Source organism: Akkermansia sp. UNK.MGS-1 (genome assembly GCF_000980515.1).
In the GTDB taxonomy this organism is placed as follows: Bacteria; Verrucomicrobiota; Verrucomicrobiia; order Verrucomicrobiales; family Akkermansiaceae; genus Akkermansia; species Akkermansia muciniphila.
Map to the genome: position 1 here is coordinate 43,207 of NZ_LBCB01000036.1, position 23,910 is coordinate 67,116.

Genomic DNA, 23,910 nt, shown 5'->3' on the forward strand with positions numbered 1-23,910 from the left:
TCTTAGCCGCCCTATCAATCAAAAAACCTCATTCAGAAATTCCCTGACGCTTCGTTTCCGCAAACCAGATCCTCCGGCGTTCCATGACTTTGCCTGAAATTACGGAACGGCAGAACTACTCTCTCATCTGTCGTAAAAGAGCCGCTATATACTGCCGGGCCTCCGCTTCCTCAATACCCGTACAAAACTCGAATGGCTTTCCTCCCGGTTGCTCCACCACAATTTTATACAGAGTTCCATGATTCCGCCGTATACTGCTTTCCTCGATGGAAATACGGGAATCTTTCTCCAGCAAAAAATGCTGTCGGCGGCCCAGATTACCTACTCCTCGGAACAATTCCCCCCTGCTTGGCGTCAGGATCAGCGTCATGCGGCCAAACAACACATAAAAAGCTCCCGCAAATGTACCAGCCCCAACCAGAACAAAAGGGATTAAAAACAATAGTCCGAACAGATTTTCGCAAGACATTTCCTTCCTCACCGCAAACAGGGCAACGCATGTTACAGAATTCCAAAAAATCGAAAACATCAGTAGAAAAAGTCCCGCACCTTTTGGTTTCTTATACGTTATTTCCAGCCCCCTCGCCGTTTTCGTCACGCTCATGCGGCGGGGAATGGAATCAAGAATTTCCTCATCCCTTTCCTCCTGAACAATCTCTGAAAATTTGCTTATCTTATTGCAGGAGCGGCATAACACCATATCTGCAGCCATATTCACATCTTCCATAGCCAGAAAGGCGCCGCATGCCAGGCACTTCCATTCAGTGTGGATAGCCATATCGGGCACTCTAACAAACTTCCATATTCGTTAAAGAATAAAAAACATAGCCCGTTCCCACACGCATCCCATTCATGGGAATACCACTTTTTAAAAACAGGAAAAAAGGACGTCGGTCTTTCTCTTCCTACACAATCCGGCTTCATTCTATTTTTACAGATAGAATATAAAACAAACCACATTGGCTGTTTTTACTGCCTTGTCCGGCAAACTATCATCCGTGACACAGGGCGATCCAATGTCATTTTCAAAATGGGGAGCTGGAACCTTCGCCCCTTCCAGCTCCCTCGGAAGGGTCACGCGGACCTCTTGTGAATCATGCGTTTTCCCATCACCTTGATCACAGTGGCGGCTGTATCCATCTTCATATTTTTTATGTAGAATGTCGTGGTATTGGACTTTTTATCCTGACTCATGTTGACAGTTTTCTCTCCGCCAAGCAGAACCGCTTTCACATCACCCTCAAACGAGCAGGGAATGGTCAGCTCTCCATTATCCGGTTTATCATAAACAAAAATATAGGTAATATCTTCCCCCTTTCTGGTAAGGCGTCCCCATGTCAGTTCAATATTCAGCGGATTGGCTCTGGTTCCATAAATGGCTTCACCGTTTTTTTTCATCCAGAAACCGATTTCCTTGAAAATACGGATGCTTTCAGGAGGAATGGATCCGTCGGGCATGGGGCCTATATTAAGCAGAAAGTTCCCTCCGCGGCTAACTGTATCAATTAACTCCCGAATCAGGGCTTGAGATGTTTTCCATTCCTGATTATCCGCTGAATATCCCCATGTTCCATTAAGAGTCTGGCATGCTTCCCAATCTCCATTAATGCCAGTTGCCGGAATATGGTGTTCCGCTGTGGAATAATCCCCTTTCCATGCGGGAGTTACTCTGATTCCCCCTTCACTAAGATGATTTGCAGAATGGTACAAGCGATTATTTTGAATTGCCTTGGGATTTTTTTCAAAAAGATTCTTCATCAATGCTGTCGCATTCCACGCCTTATCTCCCTGAAAACCAGGCTGGCTGAAATCCCACCATACCAGATCTACCGGGGCATAACTGGTCAGCAGCTCATTGAAAATATTGTAAAGGTAATCCTTGTATTTTTCATGGTTCCCGAATTGCCGCCGTCCTTGTTTTTGAGCCTCATAGTTACCCTTAGGATAAGAAATGCCTGAACCTGTCGGATCGTAATCCGGATGGCTCCAGTCAAGAAGGGAAAAATAATATCCTGCCTTCATTCCATATTTTTTACATGCCTCTGCATATTCCTTTACAATATCAACACCCTTGGTCGTTTTAACGTTAAAATCACTGAATTTTGAATCAAACATGTTAAAACCCTCATGATGCCGACTTGTCAGGATTGTATAAACGCACCCGGCCTCTTTGGCCAATTTTACCCATGTCTCAGCCTTTCCGCGTTTGGGCTTAAACCGGGGAAGGGCCTCTCTGGCGTATGTTTCGCTATCCACTCCGGAATACTGCATAATCCATTCCACGCATCCCTTATATTTTTTCCCCTGAATTTCCCCCGCCAGCCCGGAATACAACCCATAATGGATGAACATGCCGAATTTTCCATCTCGCCACCATTTCATTCTTGCGTCCCGGGCATCCTCAGTCTCGGGAGGCGCTCCTTCATGCACCTGCGGTTCCGTTCTTTTTTGAGCATTTTTCTTTAAAGTAAACTTTTGCATAAACTCCAAATACGGTTTGATTTCCTCTTTATTTTGCATCATTCCACTCATAGCCAGCCGTTTAGAGGCATCATGCAATTTCCCCTGCAACTCCATTGCCGCTTTATAAGCCTCCTTTAGTTGAGGGGGACATGATTCTGAAGTAAGCTCAAGAACGGCAACAAGATCGGGATTACGCCCACATTCCTCCACCAAGGCACGGAAATACTTCATAGCCATAGAAAGATGATCCGGAGACTGAACGGTATCAAGTTCCCGAACCGCACTTTTCAACACTTCATGAAGTTCTTCAAATCCCCTCACGCTGGGGTCGATTCCATATGCCGGAAACAGATGAAAGAACAACATCATTATGGAAAATACATTCGCCTTCATTACCAATGAATACAAAACGCAACACTTTTTCTTTCAGAATTATTCATGCCGGTTCTGCTTTCTTGTTCCCCAATTTCATTTCTCCGGACGGCCTTACTAAAAAGGCCGAAAAGAAAAAAATGCCGATTCCGCATGATGGGAATCGCCTGTTCCGTTAATTTAAGAAGGGCATGACCCGCCTATACTGACGGTGTCAAATTCCACAATCTTTACAATAATGTTCTCCGCCTCATCCGCCTCCTGATTCCTGATGGCTGCGAGAAGGTCGTCATGCAGCTTCATGGCGCCGGAGTCGTATTGCTTCTCCTGAAGCAGCTTTTCCAGATTCTCCTGCACATGGCGGATGACCACGTTATATAATTCCGAGAGCACCGGATTATGCGTGGCGCGGGCCACGGCGGCATGAAACAGCATGTCATCCTCAATGCCCTGCCTTACCCTGCCGTGGCAGTCTTCCAGGGCATTTTCCAGCTCCTTCAAATCTTCATCCGTCCTTTTAACGGCGGCCAGCCGCGCAATTTCCTTTTCCAAAGCCAGCCGCGCCTCCAGAATCTGAGGCAGCTCGGATTCCTTGAGGCGGTTGCTCACCGCGACGGCAAAGCGGTCTGACGCCATCACGTACGTGCCGTCCCCGGGGCGCGCTTCCAGCATCCCCATGTGAATCAGGGATTGAAGGGCTTCGCGGATGGTGTTGTGGCTGACGGAAAAGGCACGGGCCAGTTCCGCTTCCGCGGGAATGCGGTCTCCAACCTTCCATTTGCCGGACCGTATCATGGATTCCATGGCGGTAAGCACCTGGCGGGCCAGGGACACCCGCACCGGTTTCTTCAGCTCCATTGTCTTGGACTGCTTCATGAAAAATTATCGGATAACGGTCCAGAGACGCCCCTTCTCCGTCTTGATTAACTGGATATCCAGCCCAAAGGCGTCTTTCAGGTTTTCCTCCGTCAGCACCTCGTCCCGGCTTCCATGCGCCACGATTTCTCCAGACTTTAAAATCATGCCGCGGTTAAATACGGGAAGGATATCTTCAATGCGCTGGGTGATGAACACGATGGTCAGATCAGGCCTCGTTTCAGCCAGTTCTTCAATGGTTTTCAATAAAAATTCCCGCCCTGCCAAATCCAGATAAACGCTGGGTTCGTCCAGAATCATCAGTTCCGGATTCGTCATCAGAGCCCGGGCAATCAGCACTTTCACCTGTTCCCCGGAAGACATGGCTACCACCGGTCTGTCTATCAAATGCTCCGCTTTCAGGGATTTCATGATTCCTGCGGCTTTTTCCTCCTCTTCCGGCGTCGGCTCCCTCAAGAGGCCGATAGTGCCGTCGGGGCCGGAAAGCACCATGTCGCGCCCGTTCCAGGAGCCATCCTCCAGCCACTTGTGCATGAACGGACTCACCCACGCAATGGACTTGCGCAATTCCAGCAGGTTCACGTGCCCGAAGGTCTTGCCCAGAACCTGCACCCTGGCTCCGAAGAGCGGCCACGCAAACCCCATCAGCACCTTGACCAGCGTTGTCTTTCCGGCGCCGTTGGCCCCCAGAATAAAACAACGTTCTCCGCGCTGCACCTGCCAGGAAATATTGTGCAGGATTTCGTGCCCGCCCAGGTATACCCTGGCGTTTTCCACATTGACGGCCGGCGTGGCGTGCTCCATAAACTGAACAAATGGCGGATTTCCGGGAAAAGCCCGGGAATATCCGTGCCGCTCCGCCGCATTCCGGCGGAACGGCACGCGTTCCAGGTAAAAGAAACCTTAGTTCCTTTCAAACAGGCTGCGAATCTTGGCGCCCACGATTTCCACCGGGTGCTGGCCCAGGGCTTCGCGCTTGGCTTTGAGGTTGGGAGCGCCCTTGGCTGCCTCTTCCAGCCAGTCCTTGGCGAACTTGCCGGATTCAATGCGCTTGAGGGATTCCTTCATGCGTTCTTTCACCTCCGCGGGCAGGATCTGCGGGCCGTTGTAATATTCGCCGAATTCGGCCGTGTTGGAAATCACGGAGTTCATTTTCTGAATGCCGCCGTTATAAATCAGATCCACAATAAGCTTGGCTTCATGCACGCATTCGAAGTAAGCCATTTCCGGCGGGTAGCCGGCTTCCGTCAGGGTTTCAAAGCCGTACTTCATCAGGTCCACCAGACCGCCGCACAGGACGTTCTGTTCACCGAACAGGTCTTCATACGTTTCCTGGGCCATGGTGCATTCCAGCACGCCGCCGCGGGTCAGGCCTTCAGCCTTGGCCATGGCAAGAGCCACGTCACGGGCCTTGCCGGAGGGGTTCTGATGAACGGCAATCAGGCCGGGGCAGCCGAACCCTTCTTCAAATACTCGGCGCACTTCCGTGCCCGGGCCCTTGGGGGCCACCATGATGACATCTACATCCGCGGGGGGGACGATGGTATTGAAAACATACGCGAAGCCATGGGAGCAGCAAAGCGTCTTGCCGGCCTTCAAGTGAGGCTTGATTTCAGCTTCATACACGGCGCCGTGGCTTTCATCCGGCAGCAGAATGTGAATGATGTCCGCTTTTTCGGCGGCTTCCGCGACGCTCATTACCTGGAATCCATCCTGGGCGGCGGCGTCAAAAGACTTGCCGGGGCGAACGCCGATAATCACGTTCACACCGGAATCACGCATGCAAAGTGCCTGAGCGCGCCCCTGGGCGCCATATCCGATCACGGCAACGGTCTTGCCGTTCAATGCGCTGAGATCAGCGGCGTTGTCATGAATAATATCCATTGTTACTCCTTCTTTAAGTAATTCATCCAAACATCCAATGTTTGGATGAATGTCAACATATCCATCCTTCTCATGATTGCAAGCCTATTTTAAGCAGGCGCCTGTGTTTTTCCCTGTTCTTTGCAAAAAAACGGAAAGGACGGGGCAGGAAAAAGCGGAAAAATACGGGACCGGAGCCATGCAGGAAGAAGAACCACACCGGAGAATTCAAAAGCATGACATTCCCGCACGGCGGAACACTGGAAAGGAACGCCCGGCCCATGCCCAAAAATTTTTTCCTGGCAGGAGAAAAGCCACCTTTTCCACATTCCCCATTTCAAAAATATCCCATATTCACGGCACACCGCTTCTTCAAGCCCGCCCCATGTCATTTGTCCGGAGAGGCCTGGACATTGGCGTAAATCAACCGGGAAGTATCATACCCCAGTTTTTCCGCGCAATGAAGCATCGGCTGAAGCTCGTCATCCTTCAACTGCGGCGAGCGGGCAAGCAGCCACAGATAATTCAGGGAACCGCCGGAAACTACGGCGCGGGTGTAATTTTCATCCAGGAAAGCCACTTCATACCGGCCGTATACCAGTGGTACAAAGTACACTTTCAAATGATTGGGGGCATCCCCCGCCACCGCCCGTGCACGCGCCTCCTTCCGTTCCCCGGTACGAACGTCATAACCGCTGTTAACCACGGAAATGGAACCGTCCTCCCTGCGGTCATACCGGGCAAGAACCCTGCTGAGCCCGCGCTCGAACCAGTTTTCCAGACGGGCTATTTCGTGCCATTCCCCCAGATAACGTTCCAGATTGAAATCCGGCATGGGATCGGTTTTGACGGAATGACCGTGAAACAGGGAAGTAACGATGGTCTGTATCATGCTCATGATTTGACAGAAAATGCTTTGTTAAAAAAAGTGCGGATATCCGGATATTGGAACGTAAACCCTTCCCTCATCAGCGTCTCCGGAACGGCGCACTGGCCGCCGGTAATCACCTGGGAAGCTTCTCCCATCAGCAACCGCAGAACGGCGTCCGGAACACGGATGGACAGACGGGTGTGGAAATGTTCCGCGGCTGCCCTGTAGAATTCCCGGTTGGTGGTGCGCTCCGGCGCCGTTACATTGACCGGGCCGGAAATATACTGCCTGCCCATAATGAAGACCAGGGCATCCGCCAGATCTTCCAAAGCCACCCAGGAAAAAAGATGATCCGGATTTCCTGCGGTTGCCGTAACGCCGAACCGGGCCGGCCGCATCATCTCGGGGAGCGCCCCTCCATCCGGAGAAAGGACTACGCCAAACCGGGTAAGGACCAGCCGCACGGAGCTGTTCACCAGCCCGGCCTCCTTTTCCCAGGCCACGCACAATTCCGCCAGAAAGGAATCCGCTTCCGGAGCGTCCAGTTCCCCATGACAGCCGCCGGACGAGCCATAGTACCCGACAGCAGAGGCGGAAATCATCACTCCCGGCGGTTCATGCAGCCTGTTGACCGCTTCCACCAGCTTGCGGGTGGTCATGATGCGGCTCTCCACCAGCTCCCTCTTGTAGGCATCCGTCCAGCGCCGGTCGATGGGCGCTCCGGCCAGATTGATGACGGCATGGCATCCCGCCAGGGCCTGCGCCAGGCAATCCACGCCCTCCTGGGCAAATAGATAGCGCCGCAAGGGCGTCACCCGATGCCCGAACATCTCAAGACGCTTGGACAAATGACTCCCTATAAATCCTCCGGATCCCGTAATGGCTACATTCATCACCTTAACCCAAATGGAGGCCCGCCTCCGGGGCGGAGGTCCGGCACCTCGCCGGAATCTCCCCCACGGAACAGGCAGCCTTTGCCGGATAAGACATTTCCGGCACTCCCCTGTGTTCAGAAGAGGACATACTTTGCCGCATTCCCTCTTCCGGAAAGAATTTTTTCAGTGGAACACTTTTCCCGGCCGCACAGGAAAAGATAACTTGATTTTCACCAGCCTCATCTTATGTTGGATACCGTCACAACCGCTGCCCTGTCATGAATAAATCTCCCAAAACCGTCTTCTCCCTGCTCATTCCCGCCGTCATCTTCGTCGCTGCGGGCGCCGCCATTTTTGCCTTCCAGAATTTCAGCAACAAGCGCGTATTGTCCGGCTTTGCCGGATATGTCTATTCCAAACCCATTTTCGGACAGAACAGGTTTGAAGGCATCCTGATCGGGCCGTCCTCCACGGGATGGGCGTGGAGAAAGGAAGTCAGCAAGGTTTCCATCACTCCGGATACCACGGTGGAAGAATTCGACGCCCGCAATGGAGGGGCTATCCTGGGCAAGGACAAGCTCCCCATTTCCTGCAAAGCTTCTCTGGTTTACCGGCTGGACCCGTCCCGGGTCAAGGAATTCATGGAAGATTACGGAGGCATCGCCCAAAGCTCCGGCCGCAATGATGACGAAGTGGCGGACGAAATCATGCTCTTTGCCTACAAAAATTTCATTCAGCAGCCTTTCCGTACAGCCGTGCGGGCGGAATTAAGCCAGTACAATGCCCTGGACGCCTCCGGCAGCCTGCAAAAAATTTCCGACAACGTTTACACGCAGTTAAGCAAGCGGCTGGACGGCACCCCCTTTATTGTGGATTCCGTAGCCGTGGGGGAAACAAATCCCCCGCAGGCCATCATTGAATCCGTCGTCAGAAAAGTTCAGACGACTCAGGAAAACGAACGCAAGGAAACGGAACTTCAAATCGCCCGGAAAGACATCGCTATCCAGCGTGCACGCGGGGAGGCGGAAGGCGCCATGAAAATGGAAATAGCGCGCCAGGAAGCAAACGCTAACCTGGCCCGGGGAGAAGCGGAGGCCAAAGTCATTGTCATGCGGGGCAAGGCCCAGGCGGAAGCAGCCCTGGAAGCAGCCCGGGCGGAAGCGGAAGGACTGGCATTGAAGGAAAAGGCCATGGGACCGAACATGCTCCGCGCCAAGGCCTTTGAAAACATGCTGAACAATGCGAAGGTCTATCTCCCCTCCGGAAAAGATGCGGAAGGCAACATGTCTGTACTGGGTATCCTGAACCTGGACAAGGAACCCGCCAAATAAACTCACCTGTTCCCGGCCCGCCGGAAAGGCGGCAGCATCACGAGGCCGCAGGCCCGGAAGGGGAAAAGCTGCCGTCCTCTTCCTCCCCAGCAAATTCATGCTTGAGCATGAACAGTCCGCACATATTCATCAACACGCAGGCGACATACAGCTTCACGGGCACCATGGCGAAATCCATCAAAGGCCCTGAAGGAAGGTTCAGGATGATCCATCCCCCGGCGCATATGGCGCCAAGCAACCCGGCATAGGAAAAGGGAGCCCTTCTGACCAGCCCCCACCAGCCCACGGGAGAAAGACCGGAAAAACGTTCCCGAACGGAGGTTCTCATGAATACGCCGGGAAAGTAAATCACACCCGCCGCCAGGAACAGCCACGCCAGGGGAGTATCCGCCGCCCAGGCCGCAGTATGCACATACACGGCGAAAGGCAGGAAGGAAACGATGATGCACACCACCAGCCGGACAAAAGGCAGCATGAGGGAGTCAAGCCATTCATCCAGTTCAGGAAAGGGGCAGATATCCTCTTCTCCCATGGCGGACTGCCTCACCATTTTCATGAAAAAGGCGCACATGAAAGGCAGCAGAAAACAAAAGGCGGCAATCCATCCGATGAGAACATCCCGGGCCGCCAGGAACATGCCCCATACCATCATGACGGAAAAGACAAAAACCATGGGCCTTCCACGGAAAGGATAGCCCAGAGAGGAAAGGTAGTCGGACACACCAAAAATGTTAGAACATTCATTCACGTATCGTCAACGTCTTATCCAACTGTCTAACAAAATAATCCTCCCTTCTCTTCAGGAATAGAATGCCTCCACAATCCGGGCGATGCGTTCCATGTCCTGCGGCCCGCAGCGCTGGTCCACAGGAAGCGGCAGAAGATGCAGCGCCAGTTTCCGTTCCAGGCTGCTGGCAGGGGCCTGTTCCAATACCTCCGGCCACAGGAGAGGAATCAGAACGCGCTTATCAATCAGCACGTTCCTCAGCTCGGGAAAAGCTGTCCAAAACGGATAATAACACGGAGCGGACAAGGAATCCGCCTCCACGGAAAGACGGTTCAAATGGCCCAGCCTTTCATGAAGAAAAAGGAAATGATTCATGCGGAGCAGCCGCGCCTGTTCATAATCAATGCCGCTCATCAGTCGCTCCGTCAGCCGGGAAACCCTTCGCAGCGGGGTATTCCGCAAGCGCCGTTCATTCCGTTCACAGGCGGCGGAAGCCCTTTCCTGCCCATGCTCCAGGCATTCCAGCAAAAAAGCGGCGGCAGGCAGGGATTCGTCCCGCTCCTCCGGTTCCGGCAAGGACCGCTCCGCATCCATCACGGCGATCCCCCCGTCAGGAAGACCGGAAAACTTACGCGGACTGTACAAGGAGGCCACTCCGGAACGGGCCGGAGAATACAGGGCCAGCGCATTGTCCACAATCAGGCTGCCGCCATACCGGGAAGCCAGACGGTCCACGCATTTCTCTTTGATTCCGAAGTAATTGGTGTACAAAAGGTATTCCCCCTTTTCCAATTCCGGCAGTTCCTCCGGTTCCAGGCGTTCGTCAATGCGGTAAGTAATCACGGGAATGCCAAGCCGTTCCATCGTTTCCACCACCGTCCGGCATGTATACAGGGGAACACGGACACAGCGCACATCCCCCAGGCGGCGCAGGATATATTCCAAAGCGCGTCTGCCGGAATTCACGGCTACACTCCTGCCGGGATGCCATTGCGGGAAATTGCCGTACTCCGGCAATTCCAGCCCGAAAAAACCGCCTATGCCCGTCCTCCTTTCCATACACCATGCCATACTACATCTCCCCTTTAAAGAAAAGCGCCATCTGGTACGGAATCCCCTCCTGCATCAGTCCGTCGGAAAAGCCGCCGGAACACGGACCGGAGAGGGCGCGGCACGCCATCCCCAGGAAAACAGACCGTTCCCTGTGGGAAAAATCTCCCGGAAAGCCATTCTTCAAAAAATACCGCGCTTTCATGTCTCCCGCCGCCATGAAACGTTCATCCCTTTTCCTCCTGCCTCTGCCCCCTGTTCCATGTCTCCTCTCCAAAATGCCCCTTGCGGAACCGGATGCATCCTCCGTCCGGATAAATCACCGGCTTTGGCAGAAGACGCTAAAAAGCGTCCCGCAAGTATCGGGAAACATCATTGCGCCGGCCCCCGTTTCTTACCGGTGTTCCGGAGCGGAAACCTTCCCGGCGGCCAGCCATGTCGCCCGGTGCCACAATCCTTCCAGCACCCCGTAGCGGTGCCGCTCCAGCCACCAGCGGCAGAACCATATCTGTCCGGTCATGGCGGCAAAGCCGACCGCAAAACTGGCCAGATACCCGCAGTAGGGAGCCAGCCCCAGTGCATACGGGAAAAAAATCAGGGAGCCGATCACGGACTGGGAAACATAGTTGGTCAGGCTCATGCGCCCGTAGGTCAGCAGCGGAGCCGTCGCTTTCCTGAAATATTCCAGCCGGTACAACAGAACGAACCCGGCCACCCATACGCCGGTAAAGCAAACATTGTGCCACATGCTAAACACGGTATGCACAGGCCCCGGCAGCCCCGGCAGGCACATCACCACGTAAAATGCACAGGCCCCGGCCAGGGAAAATAGCAGTCCGCGGGTCCAGAACACAGCCGTTCCGTCATTCTGCAAAAAGAAATCCTGGCGCCCCAGAACAAACCCCAGCAGGAACAGGCCCGGGGCCTGCATCAAACGCCCGGCTTCAATACCCCATGCCAGGCTGGCCCATTGTCCTGTAGTCAGGTTCTCCCAGGCCATCACCCAGAAATTTCCCGTATCCACGGCGGATTTCAGGGAAGCGTACGATTCCGCAACAGACAGGGAGGGAGGAACCCAGCCCGGATGCATCCACTGCACCGCCGCATAGGCCCACTCCAGCGGCTGGGCCAGGAAAAACAGGGACAAAGCCACCAGCGAGGATGTCTTCAACCGGCGGCACGGCACCAGCAACAAACCTGCAAGTGAAAAAGTCAGCAGAACATCACCGCCCGGGAAAAACGCTGCATTCATGCAGGCGAACACCGCCAGCAGGCACATGCGCCAGACAAACCTGCCCGCAAAATCCCTTCCCTTCCGGGCCTGGTTACGGTACTGGACCGCAAAAGTGAATCCGAACAGAAGGGCGAAAATGGTGTAGGACTTGCCGGCAAACAGGAAAAAAAAGACCTCCTTAAACTGCTGGTTGGCCGCTTCCATCATTGGGGAAGAAGCCACGGGATAGGAATTATAGATGAAATGTTCAAGAAAATGCAGCAGCATGATCGCCATTACGGCAAAGCCGCGCAGAGCGTCCACCACGTAAATGCGTTCGTTGCCGGGGGGATATACGGAAGGCATGACAATAATACATGCCAGGAAGCCTTCTTTTTTCAACAGATGGAACATATATTGCGGCAATTCCATTTACCACTCAAACCCCGCAGGGTATTTTCTCTTCATATTGCTGAAAATTAACAGGTCCCTCTATCTTTCCGCTTGCAGCCCCTCTGGATGCATGGCATAAGTTCATGAAGAAATCTAACAAATGCCCGGTCTTTTTCCCAAAAGCCGCGGAAATCCGGCAGTTTCCCATGAATACCCCCCCTATCCTCTCTCAGGAAGAACTTGGCTGCGCCATGCAAAAGCTCCGTGCTCTGGCTGCCGCCATGAACCAGGTCCTGTTCGGTCAAAAGGATCTCATTGAACTGGTTCTCATTGGCGTACTGGCTCGCGGGCATATCCTGCTGGAGGGCCTGCCCGGCCTGGGCAAGACGGAACTGGTCAAAGGCCTCTCCAGGGCACTGGATATCACAGCGCGCCGCGTCCAGTTCACACCCGATCTACTGCCGGGAGACATCACGGGAACCCCGGTTCTTCAGGAAAGGGACGGAACAAAAAACTTCATCTTCCAGGAAGGGCCCGTCTTCGCCAACATCATGCTGGCGGATGAAATCAACCGCGCCTCCCCCAAGACCCAGTCCGCCCTGCTGGAAGCCATGCAGGAACGCCGCGTCACCGTCATGGGAGAGACCCATGCCCTCCCCTCCCCCTTTTTCGTGCTTGCCACCCAGAACCCCATTGAACTGGAAGGAACCTTTCCCCTGCCGGAAGCGCAGCTGGACCGCTTCCTTTTCAAAATCAACGTCAACCGCACACCGGCGGATGTGCTGGCCCGCATTGTCCTCAACCGGGAAATGGGCGTGGAACCTGAAATATCCCCGGTTTTGAACGCGCAGGAATTGCAGGAACTCATGCAAATGGCCCGGAATGTAGCCATTCCCGAAGTGGTGGCGGACTATATAGGCAGGCTGGTCAACGCTACGCATCCCGGAGAATCGGAAGCCTCCGGAGGCGTTAAATACGGGGCCAGCCCCCGGGCGGCCCTGGGCCTGGCGGCTGCCGCCAAAGCCCGAGCTTTGCGCCACGGGCGCGCTTTCTGCTCCTTTGAGGATGTGCAGGCCGTTATTCATCCCGTGCTGGAGCACCGCATCCTGCTCAACCACACAGCCCGTCTGGACGGACAGACACCCGCCGCAGTCATCAACCGCCTGGTCAGGGAAATCCCTGCCCAGAACAAGCCCCTGCCGGATTCCCTGGCCGCCGCAAAAATTCATTGACCACACCTCCTCAGCCCTTCCCCCATGCGCCGCCCTCTCTCCCGTTCATGGCTGTTCTTCAGCCTCTTCCTTCTTTCGGCATTCAATATTCTCCCGCTCCACGCAAAACCGGCCACCGCTCCCCCCATCGCCGTTTCCGTGGAGAAAGCATTTGACTACAGCGCGAACGGCGCCCGCGTCCCTCTCCGGGTGAAACTGGAAAACACCACCGGCTCGGACAGAAAAGCCACTCTTCAATTCCATGAAGGGTGGAACGGAAACAGGAGAACCAGCCATACTTATCCGTTCTTCATTCCGGCCCGGGAAAGCGTTCATGCAGTCGTTTACCCTCCCCTCTCCTACAATCTCGTCTACGAAGTGAAGGAAAACCATGAAGGAGCTTCCCTCATTCCCACGGATACGGAGCACAGGAAAATTGTCGCGGTTATCCAGGAAGGCGCTCCGGCGGACTGGCACCTGCTTTCCGAATCTTCCTATAACGCGGCCGTTTCCTCCTGCGACCTGATGAAATGGCCAGCCGACTACCGGATGTACGAGGGGCAAACCTGCCTCATCATCCCGGAAAAAACCTACCGTACCCATTTTGACGAAGCCCACCGCAAAGCCATCCGCCAATGGGTGACGGGAGGGGGAAACCTGTGGCTCATCGGTGACAAGGGGCTTTCCGTTTCCACCCGGTTGCAGGGAAACGGGCGCATTCTGCACGTTCCGACCCTGGACGGCCTGCCGGAAGAAGAAAAAAAGCTGAAACTGGAGGAATTCATCAACCTCCACGAAAAGGGAAACTGTTACCCGGAGATTACCTCCGCCGCTCCCTATTATTTCTCAGCCCCATCCACCACGCTGGGGCTGGGGCTGATCATCTTTGCCGTGCTTGTCGGCCCGCTGAGCCTGTTCCTGTGGGCTCCCGCAGGCAAAAGGCAAAGGCTGTTCCTGCTGATCCCGGCCATTTCCGTGGGATTTTCCCTTCTTCTGCTGCTCCTGATTCTGGCCGGAGACGGCACGGGAGGGACGGGCAGCCGGGAAGTTCTTATCCAGGTTAATCCGCAGGACCACTCCGCCCTGATCTCCCAAAACCAGATTTGCAAGACCTCCGTCCTGCTGAACAATACATTTCAATTGCCGGAAAACGCCGGCATCACCGGAGCACGCATGAGCAAGGCGCGCGGCTCCATTAAGGAAAAACCCATAGAAGGCGCGTCGCGGCAAGGGGAAGAATGCGGGGGAAAATGGTTCACCAGCCGCTCCACGCTCCAGCACCGGATCATCATGCCGGTTTCCACACGGGCGGCGCTCACTCTGCTGGAGACGAGCCCCGGCGGGGCGCCCGTATTCCAAAGCACCTTTCCCGGAACCCTGAACGGACTCACCTACCGGGACGCCTCCGGAAAATACTGGACTCTTGAACAACTGCCTCCCGGCCGTAAAATGAAGGCATCCCCGTTCCTGCCGGAAGAAGAACCGGATGGCCCTCCCCCGCTGCACTTCCGGGCATCCATGGAACCGGCAGGCGGGGAACTGGGCCCCATCCCCACCCTGCCTTCCATTAACTGGGAAAAAACCTCCGTCACCGTCTCCGGCCCCGTCACTCCCCAGCCGCACGAATAACCATGAGTACGCCCCTACTGCTGGAAGTTTCCGGACTGTCCAAATCATTCGGTCCGCTGAAAGCCGTCAACAATGCCTCCTTCGTCATCCGCCAGGGCCAGGTCGTCGGCCTGATTGGCTCCAACGGAGCCGGCAAAACCACCCTCATGCGCATGCTGGCCACGCTGGAAATGCCTGACTCCGGCCACATCAGGCTCAACGGGGCCGATGTTGTGAATCATCCTGAACTGGCACGTTCCCGCATCGGATGGATGCCGGACTATTTCCACCCCTATAAAAACACCAGCGTCCGGGAATATCTGGATTTTTTCGCCAGGGCCTGCGGCATGGGCAGGGAACGTTTACTGGACGCCGTGGACGAAGTGATGGACTTCACGGAACTGGCCGGCCTCCAGAACCAGATGATTGACAAACTTTCAAGAGGGCAGACGCAGCGGCTCTGCCTGGCGCGCACGCTGATCAGCGACGCGCAATTCCTCATTCTGGATGAACCGGCGGCAGGATTGGACCCTAAAGCGCGCCTTGAATTTAAAAATCTGGTGCATCTTCTCAAAGCGCGCGGAAAAACGCTGCTCATCAGCTCCCATATTCTCTCGGAACTGGGGGAAATGTGCGACGCCCTCATCTTCATGAATGCAGGAACCGTCATCCATGACGGCAATATGGAAGACCTGCTGCACCGCCAGACGGAATCCGGATACGCCTTTGAAATCCGCACCGCCGGAGACAACACCGCCTCACTGGAGGAATGGCTGGCCCTCCGCCGGGGATGGAACGTGCGCCATGTACAGCAACAGAAAGTAGTGGCCGCCTTCGTCTCCTGCGAACCGGAAGCTGTGGCTGCGGAACTCCGCCAGCTCTGCCTCGACCTCCCCGTAATTGATTTCCACCGCAGCGAACGCCGTCTGGAAGAAGCTTTTGTGGACATCCTTATCCACGGCAGCGGGGAACCGGCCCCGCGGCAGAATCCCGCCTCTTCCCAGGAAAGCCCATCCATCCCCGCCTCATGAATACCTCCCGCTCTCTTGATTTCCCCATATGGATGCCCTCCGCTCTGGTCAAGGAATTGCGCCAGGGTCTCAGAACGCCGTCATTCATCCTCCTGGTCAGCATAGTGCCCTCCCTGCTCTCCTTTTTCTTCCTGTTCAGCTTCATCATCAATCCTCTTGATGGGGAGCCCTTCATCAGCCCCGACGGATGCCAGATCATCTTCTGGGTTACCATGGTCGTCGCCCTGCTCTTCATCATGCCGCTGAGGGCCTCCACCTCCATCAGGAACGAACTGCTCACCCGAAACAACGAACTGCTGCTGCTCACCAGGCAGAGCGCAGGCCGCATCGTGCTGGGAAAATGGATATCCTTCATGGCCCAATCCCTGCTGATTGCCTTTATCTCCCTGCCCTTCTTTCTCATCCGGTATTACTACGGGGAAATTAACCTGGTACAGGATGTAACCCTGTTTTTCCTCCTTTACCTGGGCTCCGGCATGCTGACCGCATATACCCTGTGGGCGTCCGCCATGCCCTCCCTGATGCGCATCATCGCTTTCTCCCTCATGGGCATCGGTATATTGACCCTGGGAGGCAGCCATGAGAATCTGGATTTTTTCCGGGATGGAGCGGGAGAAGGCGTTCTCCTGATATTCCTCGTCCTGGCGGACGCCTTCCTGGTCATCTCATCCCTGCTTCTGCTGGCAAGGGAATGGTTCTCCCCTGCCGCACAAAACACGGCCGCCCCCCTGCGGAAGCTTCTGCTGGCTTTTTTCGCAGCCTCCATCCTCCCCCTCCCCTTTCTGGAAAACGCAAGCGGCTCCATTCAAAACATCATGACCGGAAATTCCATTTTTGTCATGGTTTACGGAATTTCCCTGATGATTATCAACCTGAACACGCCTGCCCGCCTTCTTCCCATTCACATGGAGCAAATGAAAAACAAAAGATTCTCCAAGCTCCAGCAGCTGCTGTTCCTCCCCGGCATGCCGGGGAGCGTCCTGTTCACCCTGTTGCTCTGCGCCCTGGCGGCTATCGCCGTGTATCTGATAGACCGCATGGCATCCATCCCCGAATTCCAGTCCCCTCAACGGCTCTTTTGCCTCGCAGCAGGCGGCTGGTACGCCATCACCATGCCGGCCATGCTTCTGAAACCGTTCTGGGAAAAACTGAAAAACAATACCCTGCTGACGTACACCATGATCTGCCTCATCCTCTGCCTGGTGCAAAACGTGCTGTGGGGCGTGAATCTGTCCGTCCCCCTTCTCCCCGGAGGGTATTTATCTGAACTTTTGAGACAAGAAACATTGCCGGCTTTCAGCAAATTTTCCCTGTTCAGCCTGATGGACCTGGCTGCCGGAATAGCGGTTCTGGCTCTCACCAGCAAACACTGGATTGACATATTCCGGAACGCATCCCCCGAACCTCTCCAGAAACCGGGAAATTCCCGCAGGGAACGGGAATAGTTCTTGCCCTCCGTTTTGCCTCTCCCCCATCCCCATGACTTCTTTCCCCTTCCCCAGCCAGGTGATCCAGCCGGACGCCGAACAGGCGGCGCGCCGTCTCCGCCTGCCCTTTTCCTGCTGCGCCTGGAAAGGAACACAGGGCCATTGGGAGGGAACGGGAGCAGGCAACTCCATCGACTTTCAGGGAAGCCGCTCCTACCAGTGGGGGGATGACCCGCGGGATATCCATTGGGCGGCGTACGCCAGAACCGGCCAGCTCACCATGAAAGTCTTCCGGGCGGAACTGTCACCGCAGGTAGACGTGGCGGTAGATGTTTCCGAATCCATGTTTTTTCACGAAGAGCGCGCGGCACGCACGCGGGGCCTGCTTCAATTTTGCCTGCTCTCCGCCATCGGAACGGGAGCCCAGGTGAAGATTCATGCGGTGAAAGGGCGCCGTATCATCCCCCTGGACCAGGAAGATGTTCTCTCCGGCCAATGGGAAGCGCAGCTCCAGAGCCTTCCCCCGGATGAATCCATGCCCTCCATTTCCATCTGGCGCCCCAATGGAATGAAAATCTTCATCTCCGACCTGCTCTACCCGGGGGAACCGGACAACCTTCTGGAAACCATGGCCTCCTTAAAAGGGATGTCCGTCATCCTGGCCCCCACGCTGCAGGAAGAAGCGGAACTCCCCGCCGGCAACGCCAGACTCAAAAACTGTGAATCCGGCCACCTGCGCCGCCAGCTCATCACCCCTTCCCTGTCCCGGAGGTACGCCCGCGCCTACGCCGCCCATTTTGAACTCTGGATTTCTGCCTGCCTGCGCCGCCAGACCGTTCTTGCCCGCGTCCCCTGCAAGGGGACGCTGACGGAAGCCCTGTCCGGAGAAGCATTACGGCAGGGGGCCGTGGAACTCTCCTGAACCGCACCCGCACCCTTTACTCTCCCCCCCAAGCCCATGATCCCCCACTTCACCAACACGACCGCGTTCTGGGCGCTTCTGGCCATCCCCCTCATCACCGCCATCCATTTCCTCCAGCACAAAACAAAAACACAGGCCACAGCCACGCTCTTCCTGTTGGAAGCGCTGGTTCCGGAGGCCCATGAGGGTAATGCCTGGGACAGGTTGCGCGCATCGCGCTCCTTCTGGATGCAAATTCTGGCCGTCCTCCTGCTTACCTGGGTTCTGGCCGCTCCCGCCTGGCCCGGCAAAGACTCCGGCCAGACCGTAGTCTTCATTCTGGATGATTCCGCAAACATGACCCCCTTTCGTCAAGAAGCCGTGAATGCCGTTTCCGAAGACATGGACGCCATCCTCCGGTCCGGAATCCCGGCCACATGGGTTCTCATGGGCAGCAGGGCTTCCGGACAGCCGCTCTACCGGGGGCCGTCCGCCCGCCAGGCCCTGCACGCCCTGGATCTCTGGCAGCCGCGCGAAGGAACACATGACCTGGCCCCTGCCCTGCGCACCGCCACAGCCGTTGCCGGTCCAACGGGCATCACGCGCCTGATTACATCCACTGCCCGGAGGGTTCCCGCCGGGCAATCCGCACGGGGTGTAGGGAAACCTCTGGAAAATGTGGGTTTTGCGGGAATAACCCCGGTGGAGGCCGTCGGCCCCGGCCATTGGAGGATTGCCGTTAAAAACAATAGTCCATCCCCTCTTCGGAGCGAAATCTCCATCCATACGGAAGGCGGGCGTCCTCCTGCCCGGCGTTCCCTGTTCCTGAATCCAGGAACTGTCACGGAATTTGAATACAGCCTCCCTCCTGAATGCGGAAAAGCCGTGCTCCGGCTCCCGACGGACGCCTTCCCGGCGGACAATGAGCTCCTGCTGGTCCGCTCCGCTCCCGCCCCCGTTGCCGTCAGCATGGGAATTCCGGAACAATCCGGAAAAATCTTCCTCAATATCATCCATAGCCTGCCGGGATTCTCCCCCGTCCCGGACGGTTCAGATCCCGACCTCCTCCTGCTGGAGGGAAAAACGGAAAACGCCAGGGCCCCCGGAAAAGCGGCCATCATATTTGCAGCCAGCGGCAAGCCATCTTACGGCGCTGTCACGGCGGAACGGCATCCGCTGACTGACGGGCTGAACTGGAGCGGCCTGCTCATCCCCTCCATCGGTTCCATGAAGCCGGGGGAAAAAGCCGGCGTCCTGCTCTGGCAGGGGGAATCCCCCCTGGCCTGGGTGGACGGGAAACGCCTTTTCCTCAACTGGCCCTGGGAAAAATCCAATGCGGACCGCGTTCCGGCGCCCCTGCTCATGACCCGCAGATTTATGCAATCCGTACAGGAGAATCTGCCCGGAACACATTACGGCAACCTTCCCGGAGGAACTCTCTTATCCATGCCCGCAGGCGGAAAACTCATTCAAACCATGCCGGGGGGAGAACGCCGTGAAACTGTCTTTAACGGCAGGCTCCCGGAAGAAACCGGATATGTGGAAATCTTCCCCCCCGGAGAAGGGAAAACGCCCCTGTTCCAAGGCTCCGTCTGGTTCTCCGACGCCCGGATGGGAGATTTTTCCCACTGCTCAACGTTTGACACAGGACTTCCCCAGCCCCATGAAGAGGCGCTCCGGCACATGAAACGTGACCCTCTGGCCCCCCTCTGGCTGGCGCTGGTGTTCCTGGCCCTGATTCTTTCCTGGCTCCCTCCCGTCCCAGACACCTCCCTGCGCCCATGATTCAATTCAACACTCCGGAATGGTTCTTCCTGATCCCCCTGCTTCTGGCGGCAGGCTGGAAATACAGGCGTCTGCGCCTGGCCTCCCCCCTGCGCCTCCTCCTGCAGACCTGCCTGCTGCTGGCCCTGGCTCAGCCTGCCCTTGACAGGGGCGGCAAAGACATGGACTTGTGGGTGCTGGTGGACCAATCAAATTCCACGGCGGGAATTCCGGCAGCCGGGGCAGAGGAAATCCAGGCTATTCTGGAACGGCACAAACATGCCGGGGACCGCGTCCGATTGGTGGATTTCGCGCAATCCGCCGTGCTCCGGGGACGCGGAGACCCCGTCTTTGCCGGGGGAACCGCCGGAACGGACATGGAACAGGCCCTGGCCTATACCATGGCCCTGATGTCCCCGAACCGGACAAACCGCATCCTGATGTTGACGGACGGCTGGCCCACCACGCCGCTGGACCAGGCGGCGGAACAGCTCATCCAATCCCGGATTCCGGTGGACTACCGCCTGTCCGTCACCTTCCGGGAAGCGGACATCCGCATAGAACAAATCCGAACCCCGGCGCGCATCCGGCCCGGCGAAGCCTTTATTTTAGAGGCAACCCTGGCAGGCCCTCCCGGCCCGGCCATCACCGTTCCGTGGCAAATCAGCAAAAACGGGGGGGCTCCGCTGCGGGGGACGGCTACCCTGCTCAACGGCAAAGCCACGGTGAGGCTGGCGGACAGGCTCTCCACCCCCGGCTGTTCCGCTTATGAAATGACCATAACGCCGCAAAACGATCCAATCCCTGAAAACAACCGTGCCGTCAGCTTCCTTGAAGTGACGGGAGGAAACGGCGTCCTGCTGCTCTCCGGCTACGACCGCGATCCCCTGGCGCCTTTCCTGGAAGCGCAGGGGTTCCGCGTCCAACAACCGTCCGGCCTGAACCGGCTTGATGCCCGCCACCTCTCCGGCGTGGGGCTGGTCATCATCAACAACCTCTCCGCATCCTCCGTCCCGCCGGACTTTCTGCATGCCCTGGACTATTACGTAAGGGAACAGGGCGGCGGCCTGCTCATGTGCGGGGGCAGGCATAGTTTTGGCTCCGGCGGCTACTTCTCCTCCCCCATTGACGAACTGCTCCCCGTTTCCATGGAAATGAAGAAGGACAAGATGAAGCTCATGACGGCCATGAGCATCGTTCTGGACCGTTCCGGCTCCATGTCCTGTTCCGTTCCCGGAGGAAAGACGAAAATGGATCTGGCCAATGCCGGAACCTGCCAGACCATTTCCCTGCTGTCCGACCAGGATCTCATCTCCGTCCACGCCGTGGACAGCGAACCGCACCCTATTGTCACGCTAAGCAGTCTGGGCCCTAACAGGAAGAAAATGATATCCAGCGTCTCCAGGATTGCCTCCATGGGCGGAGGCATCTTCATCGGCGCCGGGCTGAAAGCGGGCTGGCGGGAACTGCAACGTTCCGTGGCCGGAACACGGCATCTGCTCCTCTTTGCAGATGCCGACGATTCCGAAGAACCTGCCGACTACCGGGAAACTCTGAAAGAAATGGTTAAGGAAGGGGCTACCGTAAGCGTCATCGCACTGGGAACGGAAAAAAGCGCCGATGCCGGACTGCTCAGGGAAATAGCGGAATTGGGACGGGGGCGCATCTTCTTCTGCGACCGCCCGGGGGATATCCCCAGCATCTTTGCACAGGAAACCGTCAGCGTGGCCCGGGCCGCCTTCATCAGGGAACGCACCCTCCTGCGCGGCACGGCTGGCTGGCTTCAAATTGCAGCCGGCCAGCCGGAATGGCCCCCTGCCGTAGACGGTTATAACCTGTGTTATTTAAGGAATGGAGCAACAGCAGCCTGCGTAACGGAAGACGGAAACGCGGCGCCCCTGGTCTCCTTCTGGAACAGGGGGACGGGACGGACGGCCGCCGTTACGTTCGCCATGGGGGGAGAACTCGGAAAAAACATCCAGCAATGGGACGGCTACGGAGACCTTATCCAAACCCTGGCCCGGTGGCTCAACAGGAAAAATCCCCCACAGGGATACTCCGTGCGGGCGGACACGGCAGGAGACCGGTTACGGATTCGCCTTTACTACAGTGAGGAAAACATCCCGCGCCTGGCGGAACGCATGCCGGAAATATCCCTGGAACTCTCCGGAAAAGAAAGCTCCCATACACAAAACGGTATCTGGGAACACCTGCAGCCGGGAATATTCCAGTGCAGCTTTCCCCTCCCGCACGGAGTCATGGCGCGGGGCGCGGTCCGCATCGGCGGCAGCGTTATCCCCTTCGGCCCTGTCAGCCAGCAGGTGGACCCGGAATGGGCCATGCCGCCTGAATCCGGCAACGCCTTCCTGGACCTGGTGAACCGGACCGGAGGCAGGGAAAGGATGGACCTTCCCTCCATTTTCCGGGAACCGAGGCCCGGAACATGCCTCCAACTCCGTCCCATCCTGCTGTGGAGTGCCTGCGTCCTCCTTGTTCTGGACGCTCTGTTTACCAGGACCGGCCTGCTTCCCCGGGGACAACCGCGGCAGGGGGTTACGCGCTCCCGGCCTTCAGGAGAAAACAATCAATCTATCTGAAAATTTCCTTCAGGGCTGACTGTTCCTGAGGAGTAAGGCAATCAGACCACACGGCATCTCCACCGCGGGCCGGACGAGCCCCCCGGCCGCCGTGTTCCTGTCCATTTCCAGCCCCTTCCGGGGAGGGAGCCGCCGTCTCCACCCCCGCAGCTTCCCCCAGAGCGGCGCGGCTCAAGTCCTCATGAACCACCCGTCTGGAAACCGTGTCAAGCCGGGGACGCTCTTCCATCTCAAAGGCAAGGGGAGCGTCCCCGCGTCCACGCCCCGTTCCTCCGCGTCCGGGTTCATTTCCCTCTCCCTGCCCGGATTCCATCACGGTACGGTCATCCGGAGACGCCATCAGGGATATGCCGCACTGCCCGCACATGCTCCGCAGCTGCTGGGCGGCCCGTTCCAGCTGTTCCCGCAAACGGCGGGCCGTCTCCGGCTCAATCTGCAGGGAAGGCAGGGAAGCCTTCAGCTCCTGGAGCTGGCGGCTCATGATGCCGCCCGGCTGCAGGGCAAGGGACTCCATTCCCGTCAACGCCTCCTGAAGGGACTGCATCGCCTCCGGGCTGGACGCTCCATTCAGGCTGTCCAGCAGGGAAAGGGCGGAATCCGTCCGATACATCTGATTGGATAATCCGGCAACGGCCGCTGCCGTTTTCCCCTTCAGGGCATCCGCCGCTTCCAGTCCGGCATGGGAATACATCTCATTCCGGTGCATTCTTTTCAAATCCTCCAACTGCTCCCGGAAAGGCTCCAGGCTCTTATTATCCACGCTCTCCATCTCCGCCAGGCGGTCCAGGGCCTCCCCCACCCGGGCCAGAACGGGCGGCAAATCCGGAAGCTGCCCCACGGCTTGCGGCGCGGGCAACGGCAAAAAAGCCCCGCAAGCCATAAGAACCGCGCCTCCCGCCAGCCAGGCCAGGCACCAGGCGGAACGTATCCGCAGCACGGAATTCCCCTGTACCGCGCTTTCCCCTGCCTCCACGGCATGGCCCCATTCCTCACCGGCGCTCAACGCCGCATGCAACCCAAGCTGTTCATCCAGAAAGGCCGCCGTATCACGCCTGCTGAAAAAACGGCCCCGGAGCCGCAGCCACCCCCACACCGCCAAAAAGAAACCTGCGGCGGCAAGGGCGCCTCCCGCCAGCCAGCCCCAGTCAACCCCCATTCTGCGTCCGCCGTACCAGACCATCCCAGCTACCGCCCCGGCGGCAAAAAAAGGCATGCTAAGACACTCCACCGCCAGCACGGCATTCAGCAGCCACTGCATGCGGGAAATTCTCCTCCGCCATTCCTGTCCCACGATTAAGGGCATAGCCATATCATGGCTCAACAGGTTCCTCCCGGAA

General features: G+C 56.8%; 19 protein-coding genes. 8 read left to right on the forward strand and 11 right to left on the reverse strand.

Translation table 11 applies throughout. The annotated features are described in order from the left end of the window. Positions 1-115: 115 nt before the first annotated feature. The 7 genes from WW58_RS10550 to WW58_RS10585 form a co-directional block, all read right to left on the reverse strand. A complete protein-coding gene (locus tag WW58_RS10550; RefSeq protein WP_217730260.1) occupies positions 116-727 on the reverse strand; it encodes a hypothetical protein in 612 nt (203 codons plus the stop codon). Between the two features lie 347 nt (positions 728-1,074). After that, positions 1,075-2,856 carry an alpha-L-fucosidase gene (locus WW58_RS10555; protein ID WP_102733053.1) on the reverse strand — a complete coding sequence of 594 codons (1,782 nt, stop codon included), beginning with the start codon at positions 2,854-2,856 and terminating at the stop codon, positions 1,075-1,077. A 159-nt stretch (positions 2,857-3,015) separates the two neighbouring features. Further along, positions 3,016-3,711 (reverse strand): FadR/GntR family transcriptional regulator, encoded by a 696-nt coding sequence (locus WW58_RS10560; RefSeq protein ID WP_022197000.1) that lies wholly within the window; start codon positions 3,709-3,711, stop codon positions 3,016-3,018. 6 nt (positions 3,712-3,717) lie between these two features. Then, positions 3,718-4,515 (reverse strand): ABC transporter ATP-binding protein, encoded by a 798-nt coding sequence (locus tag WW58_RS10565; protein ID WP_046437583.1) that lies wholly within the window; start codon positions 4,513-4,515, stop codon positions 3,718-3,720. A 99-nt stretch (positions 4,516-4,614) separates the two neighbouring features. After that, the gene (gene ilvC, locus WW58_RS10570; RefSeq protein ID WP_012420218.1) at positions 4,615-5,595 is read right to left on the reverse strand and encodes a ketol-acid reductoisomerase; all 981 of its coding nucleotides are present in this window, start codon (positions 5,593-5,595) and stop codon (positions 4,615-4,617) included. 367 nt (positions 5,596-5,962) lie between these two features. Further along, positions 5,963-6,472 carry a lipocalin family protein gene (locus WW58_RS10580; protein WP_046437511.1) on the reverse strand — a complete coding sequence of 170 codons (510 nt, stop codon included), beginning with the start codon at positions 6,470-6,472 and terminating at the stop codon, positions 5,963-5,965. Further along, positions 6,469-7,338, reverse strand: coding sequence for a TIGR01777 family oxidoreductase (locus WW58_RS10585; RefSeq protein ID WP_046437513.1), 870 nt, complete (start codon positions 7,336-7,338; stop codon positions 6,469-6,471). Before WW58_RS10585 ends, WW58_RS10580 begins: the two co-directional genes overlap by 4 nt. A 260-nt stretch (positions 7,339-7,598) precedes the next feature. On the opposite strand from WW58_RS10585, the gene WW58_RS10590 reads away from it, so the two are divergent. Then, entirely contained in the window at positions 7,599-8,651 is a 1,053-nt protein-coding gene (locus WW58_RS10590; RefSeq protein WP_046437515.1) for an SPFH domain-containing protein, read from the forward strand. Positions 8,652-8,688: 37 nt separating this feature from the next. On the opposite strand, the gene WW58_RS10595 is transcribed toward WW58_RS10590, so the two are convergent. The 3 genes from WW58_RS10595 to WW58_RS10610 form a co-directional block, all read right to left on the reverse strand. After that, positions 8,689-9,372: a hypothetical protein gene (locus WW58_RS10595; RefSeq protein WP_046437517.1), complete on the reverse strand. Its 684-nt coding sequence runs from the start codon at positions 9,370-9,372 to the stop codon at positions 8,689-8,691. 78 nt (positions 9,373-9,450) lie between these two features. After that, entirely contained in the window at positions 9,451-10,437 is a 987-nt protein-coding gene (locus WW58_RS10600) for a hypothetical protein (RefSeq protein WP_046437519.1), read from the reverse strand. Between the two features lie 385 nt (positions 10,438-10,822). After that, positions 10,823-12,007, reverse strand: coding sequence for a DUF418 domain-containing protein (locus tag WW58_RS10610; protein ID WP_046437585.1), 1,185 nt, complete (start codon positions 12,005-12,007; stop codon positions 10,823-10,825). A gap of 233 nt (positions 12,008-12,240) precedes the next feature. Here WW58_RS10610 and WW58_RS10615 point away from each other — a divergent pair, with 233 nt between their 5' ends. The 7 genes from WW58_RS10615 to WW58_RS10645 are packed head-to-tail and all read left to right on the forward strand — an operon-like array spanning position 12,241 to position 22,573. Next, positions 12,241-13,266 carry an AAA family ATPase gene (locus tag WW58_RS10615; RefSeq protein ID WP_012420210.1) on the forward strand — a complete coding sequence of 342 codons (1,026 nt, stop codon included), beginning with the start codon at positions 12,241-12,243 and terminating at the stop codon, positions 13,264-13,266. A gap of 24 nt (positions 13,267-13,290) precedes the next feature. Next, positions 13,291-14,874: a hypothetical protein gene (locus WW58_RS10620; RefSeq protein WP_046437523.1), complete on the forward strand. Its 1,584-nt coding sequence runs from the start codon at positions 13,291-13,293 to the stop codon at positions 14,872-14,874. A gap of 2 nt (positions 14,875-14,876) precedes the next feature. After that, positions 14,877-15,884, forward strand: a complete 1,008-nt coding sequence (locus WW58_RS10625; protein WP_046437525.1) for an ABC transporter ATP-binding protein — start codon at positions 14,877-14,879, stop codon at positions 15,882-15,884. Beyond that, a complete protein-coding gene (locus WW58_RS10630) occupies positions 15,881-17,329 on the forward strand; it encodes a hypothetical protein (RefSeq protein WP_046437528.1) in 1,449 nt (482 codons plus the stop codon). Before WW58_RS10625 ends, WW58_RS10630 begins: the two co-directional genes overlap by 4 nt. A gap of 34 nt (positions 17,330-17,363) precedes the next feature. After that, on the forward strand, positions 17,364-18,233 hold the full coding sequence (locus WW58_RS10635) for a DUF58 domain-containing protein (RefSeq protein WP_022196986.1): 870 nt from the start codon (positions 17,364-17,366) through the stop codon (positions 18,231-18,233). Between the two features lie 36 nt (positions 18,234-18,269). Further along, entirely contained in the window at positions 18,270-19,997 is a 1,728-nt protein-coding gene (locus WW58_RS10640; protein ID WP_046437530.1) for a vWA domain-containing protein, read from the forward strand. Then, positions 19,994-22,573 (forward strand): VWA domain-containing protein, encoded by a 2,580-nt coding sequence (locus tag WW58_RS10645; protein WP_102733046.1) that lies wholly within the window; start codon positions 19,994-19,996, stop codon positions 22,571-22,573. Before WW58_RS10640 ends, WW58_RS10645 begins: the two co-directional genes overlap by 4 nt. Here WW58_RS10645 and WW58_RS10650 read toward each other — a convergent pair. After that, the gene (locus WW58_RS10650) at positions 22,566-23,882 is read right to left on the reverse strand and encodes a hypothetical protein (protein ID WP_217730273.1); all 1,317 of its coding nucleotides are present in this window, start codon (positions 23,880-23,882) and stop codon (positions 22,566-22,568) included. The two genes, WW58_RS10645 and WW58_RS10650, sit on opposite strands and share 8 nt — an antisense overlap. Between the last annotated feature and the right edge of the window lie 28 nt (positions 23,883-23,910).

Excerpts from the sequence above, each read along its gene's own strand:
- WW58_RS10550 (WP_217730260.1), bottom strand. The coding sequence starts at position 727 with ATGGAAGATGTGAATATGGCTGCAGATATGGTGTTATGCCGCTCCTGC.
- WW58_RS10555 (WP_102733053.1), bottom strand. The coding sequence starts at position 2,856 with ATGAAGGCGAATGTATTTTCCATAATGATGTTGTTCTTTCATCTGTTT.
- WW58_RS10560 (WP_022197000.1), bottom strand. The coding sequence starts at position 3,711 with ATGAAGCAGTCCAAGACAATGGAGCTGAAGAAACCGGTGCGGGTGTCC.
- WW58_RS10565 (WP_046437583.1), bottom strand. The coding sequence starts at position 4,515 with ATGGAGCACGCCACGCCGGCCGTCAATGTGGAAAACGCCAGGGTATAC.
- ilvC (WP_012420218.1), bottom strand. The coding sequence starts at position 5,595 with ATGGATATTATTCATGACAACGCCGCTGATCTCAGCGCATTGAACGGC.
- WW58_RS10580 (WP_046437511.1), bottom strand. The coding sequence starts at position 6,472 with ATGAGCATGATACAGACCATCGTTACTTCCCTGTTTCACGGTCATTCC.
- WW58_RS10585 (WP_046437513.1), bottom strand. The coding sequence starts at position 7,338 with ATGAATGTAGCCATTACGGGATCCGGAGGATTTATAGGGAGTCATTTG.
- WW58_RS10590 (WP_046437515.1), top strand. The coding sequence starts at position 7,599 with ATGAATAAATCTCCCAAAACCGTCTTCTCCCTGCTCATTCCCGCCGTC.
- WW58_RS10600 (WP_046437519.1), bottom strand. The coding sequence starts at position 10,437 with ATGGAAAGGAGGACGGGCATAGGCGGTTTTTTCGGGCTGGAATTGCCG.
- WW58_RS10610 (WP_046437585.1), bottom strand. The coding sequence starts at position 12,007 with ATGCCTTCCGTATATCCCCCCGGCAACGAACGCATTTACGTGGTGGAC.
- WW58_RS10615 (WP_012420210.1), top strand. The coding sequence starts at position 12,241 with ATGAATACCCCCCCTATCCTCTCTCAGGAAGAACTTGGCTGCGCCATG.
- WW58_RS10620 (WP_046437523.1), top strand. The coding sequence starts at position 13,291 with ATGCGCCGCCCTCTCTCCCGTTCATGGCTGTTCTTCAGCCTCTTCCTT.
- WW58_RS10625 (WP_046437525.1), top strand. The coding sequence starts at position 14,877 with ATGAGTACGCCCCTACTGCTGGAAGTTTCCGGACTGTCCAAATCATTC.
- WW58_RS10630 (WP_046437528.1), top strand. The coding sequence starts at position 15,881 with ATGAATACCTCCCGCTCTCTTGATTTCCCCATATGGATGCCCTCCGCT.
- WW58_RS10635 (WP_022196986.1), top strand. The coding sequence starts at position 17,364 with ATGACTTCTTTCCCCTTCCCCAGCCAGGTGATCCAGCCGGACGCCGAA.
- WW58_RS10640 (WP_046437530.1), top strand. The coding sequence starts at position 18,270 with ATGATCCCCCACTTCACCAACACGACCGCGTTCTGGGCGCTTCTGGCC.
- WW58_RS10645 (WP_102733046.1), top strand. The coding sequence starts at position 19,994 with ATGATTCAATTCAACACTCCGGAATGGTTCTTCCTGATCCCCCTGCTT.
- WW58_RS10650 (WP_217730273.1), bottom strand. The coding sequence starts at position 23,882 with ATGGCTATGCCCTTAATCGTGGGACAGGAATGGCGGAGGAGAATTTCC.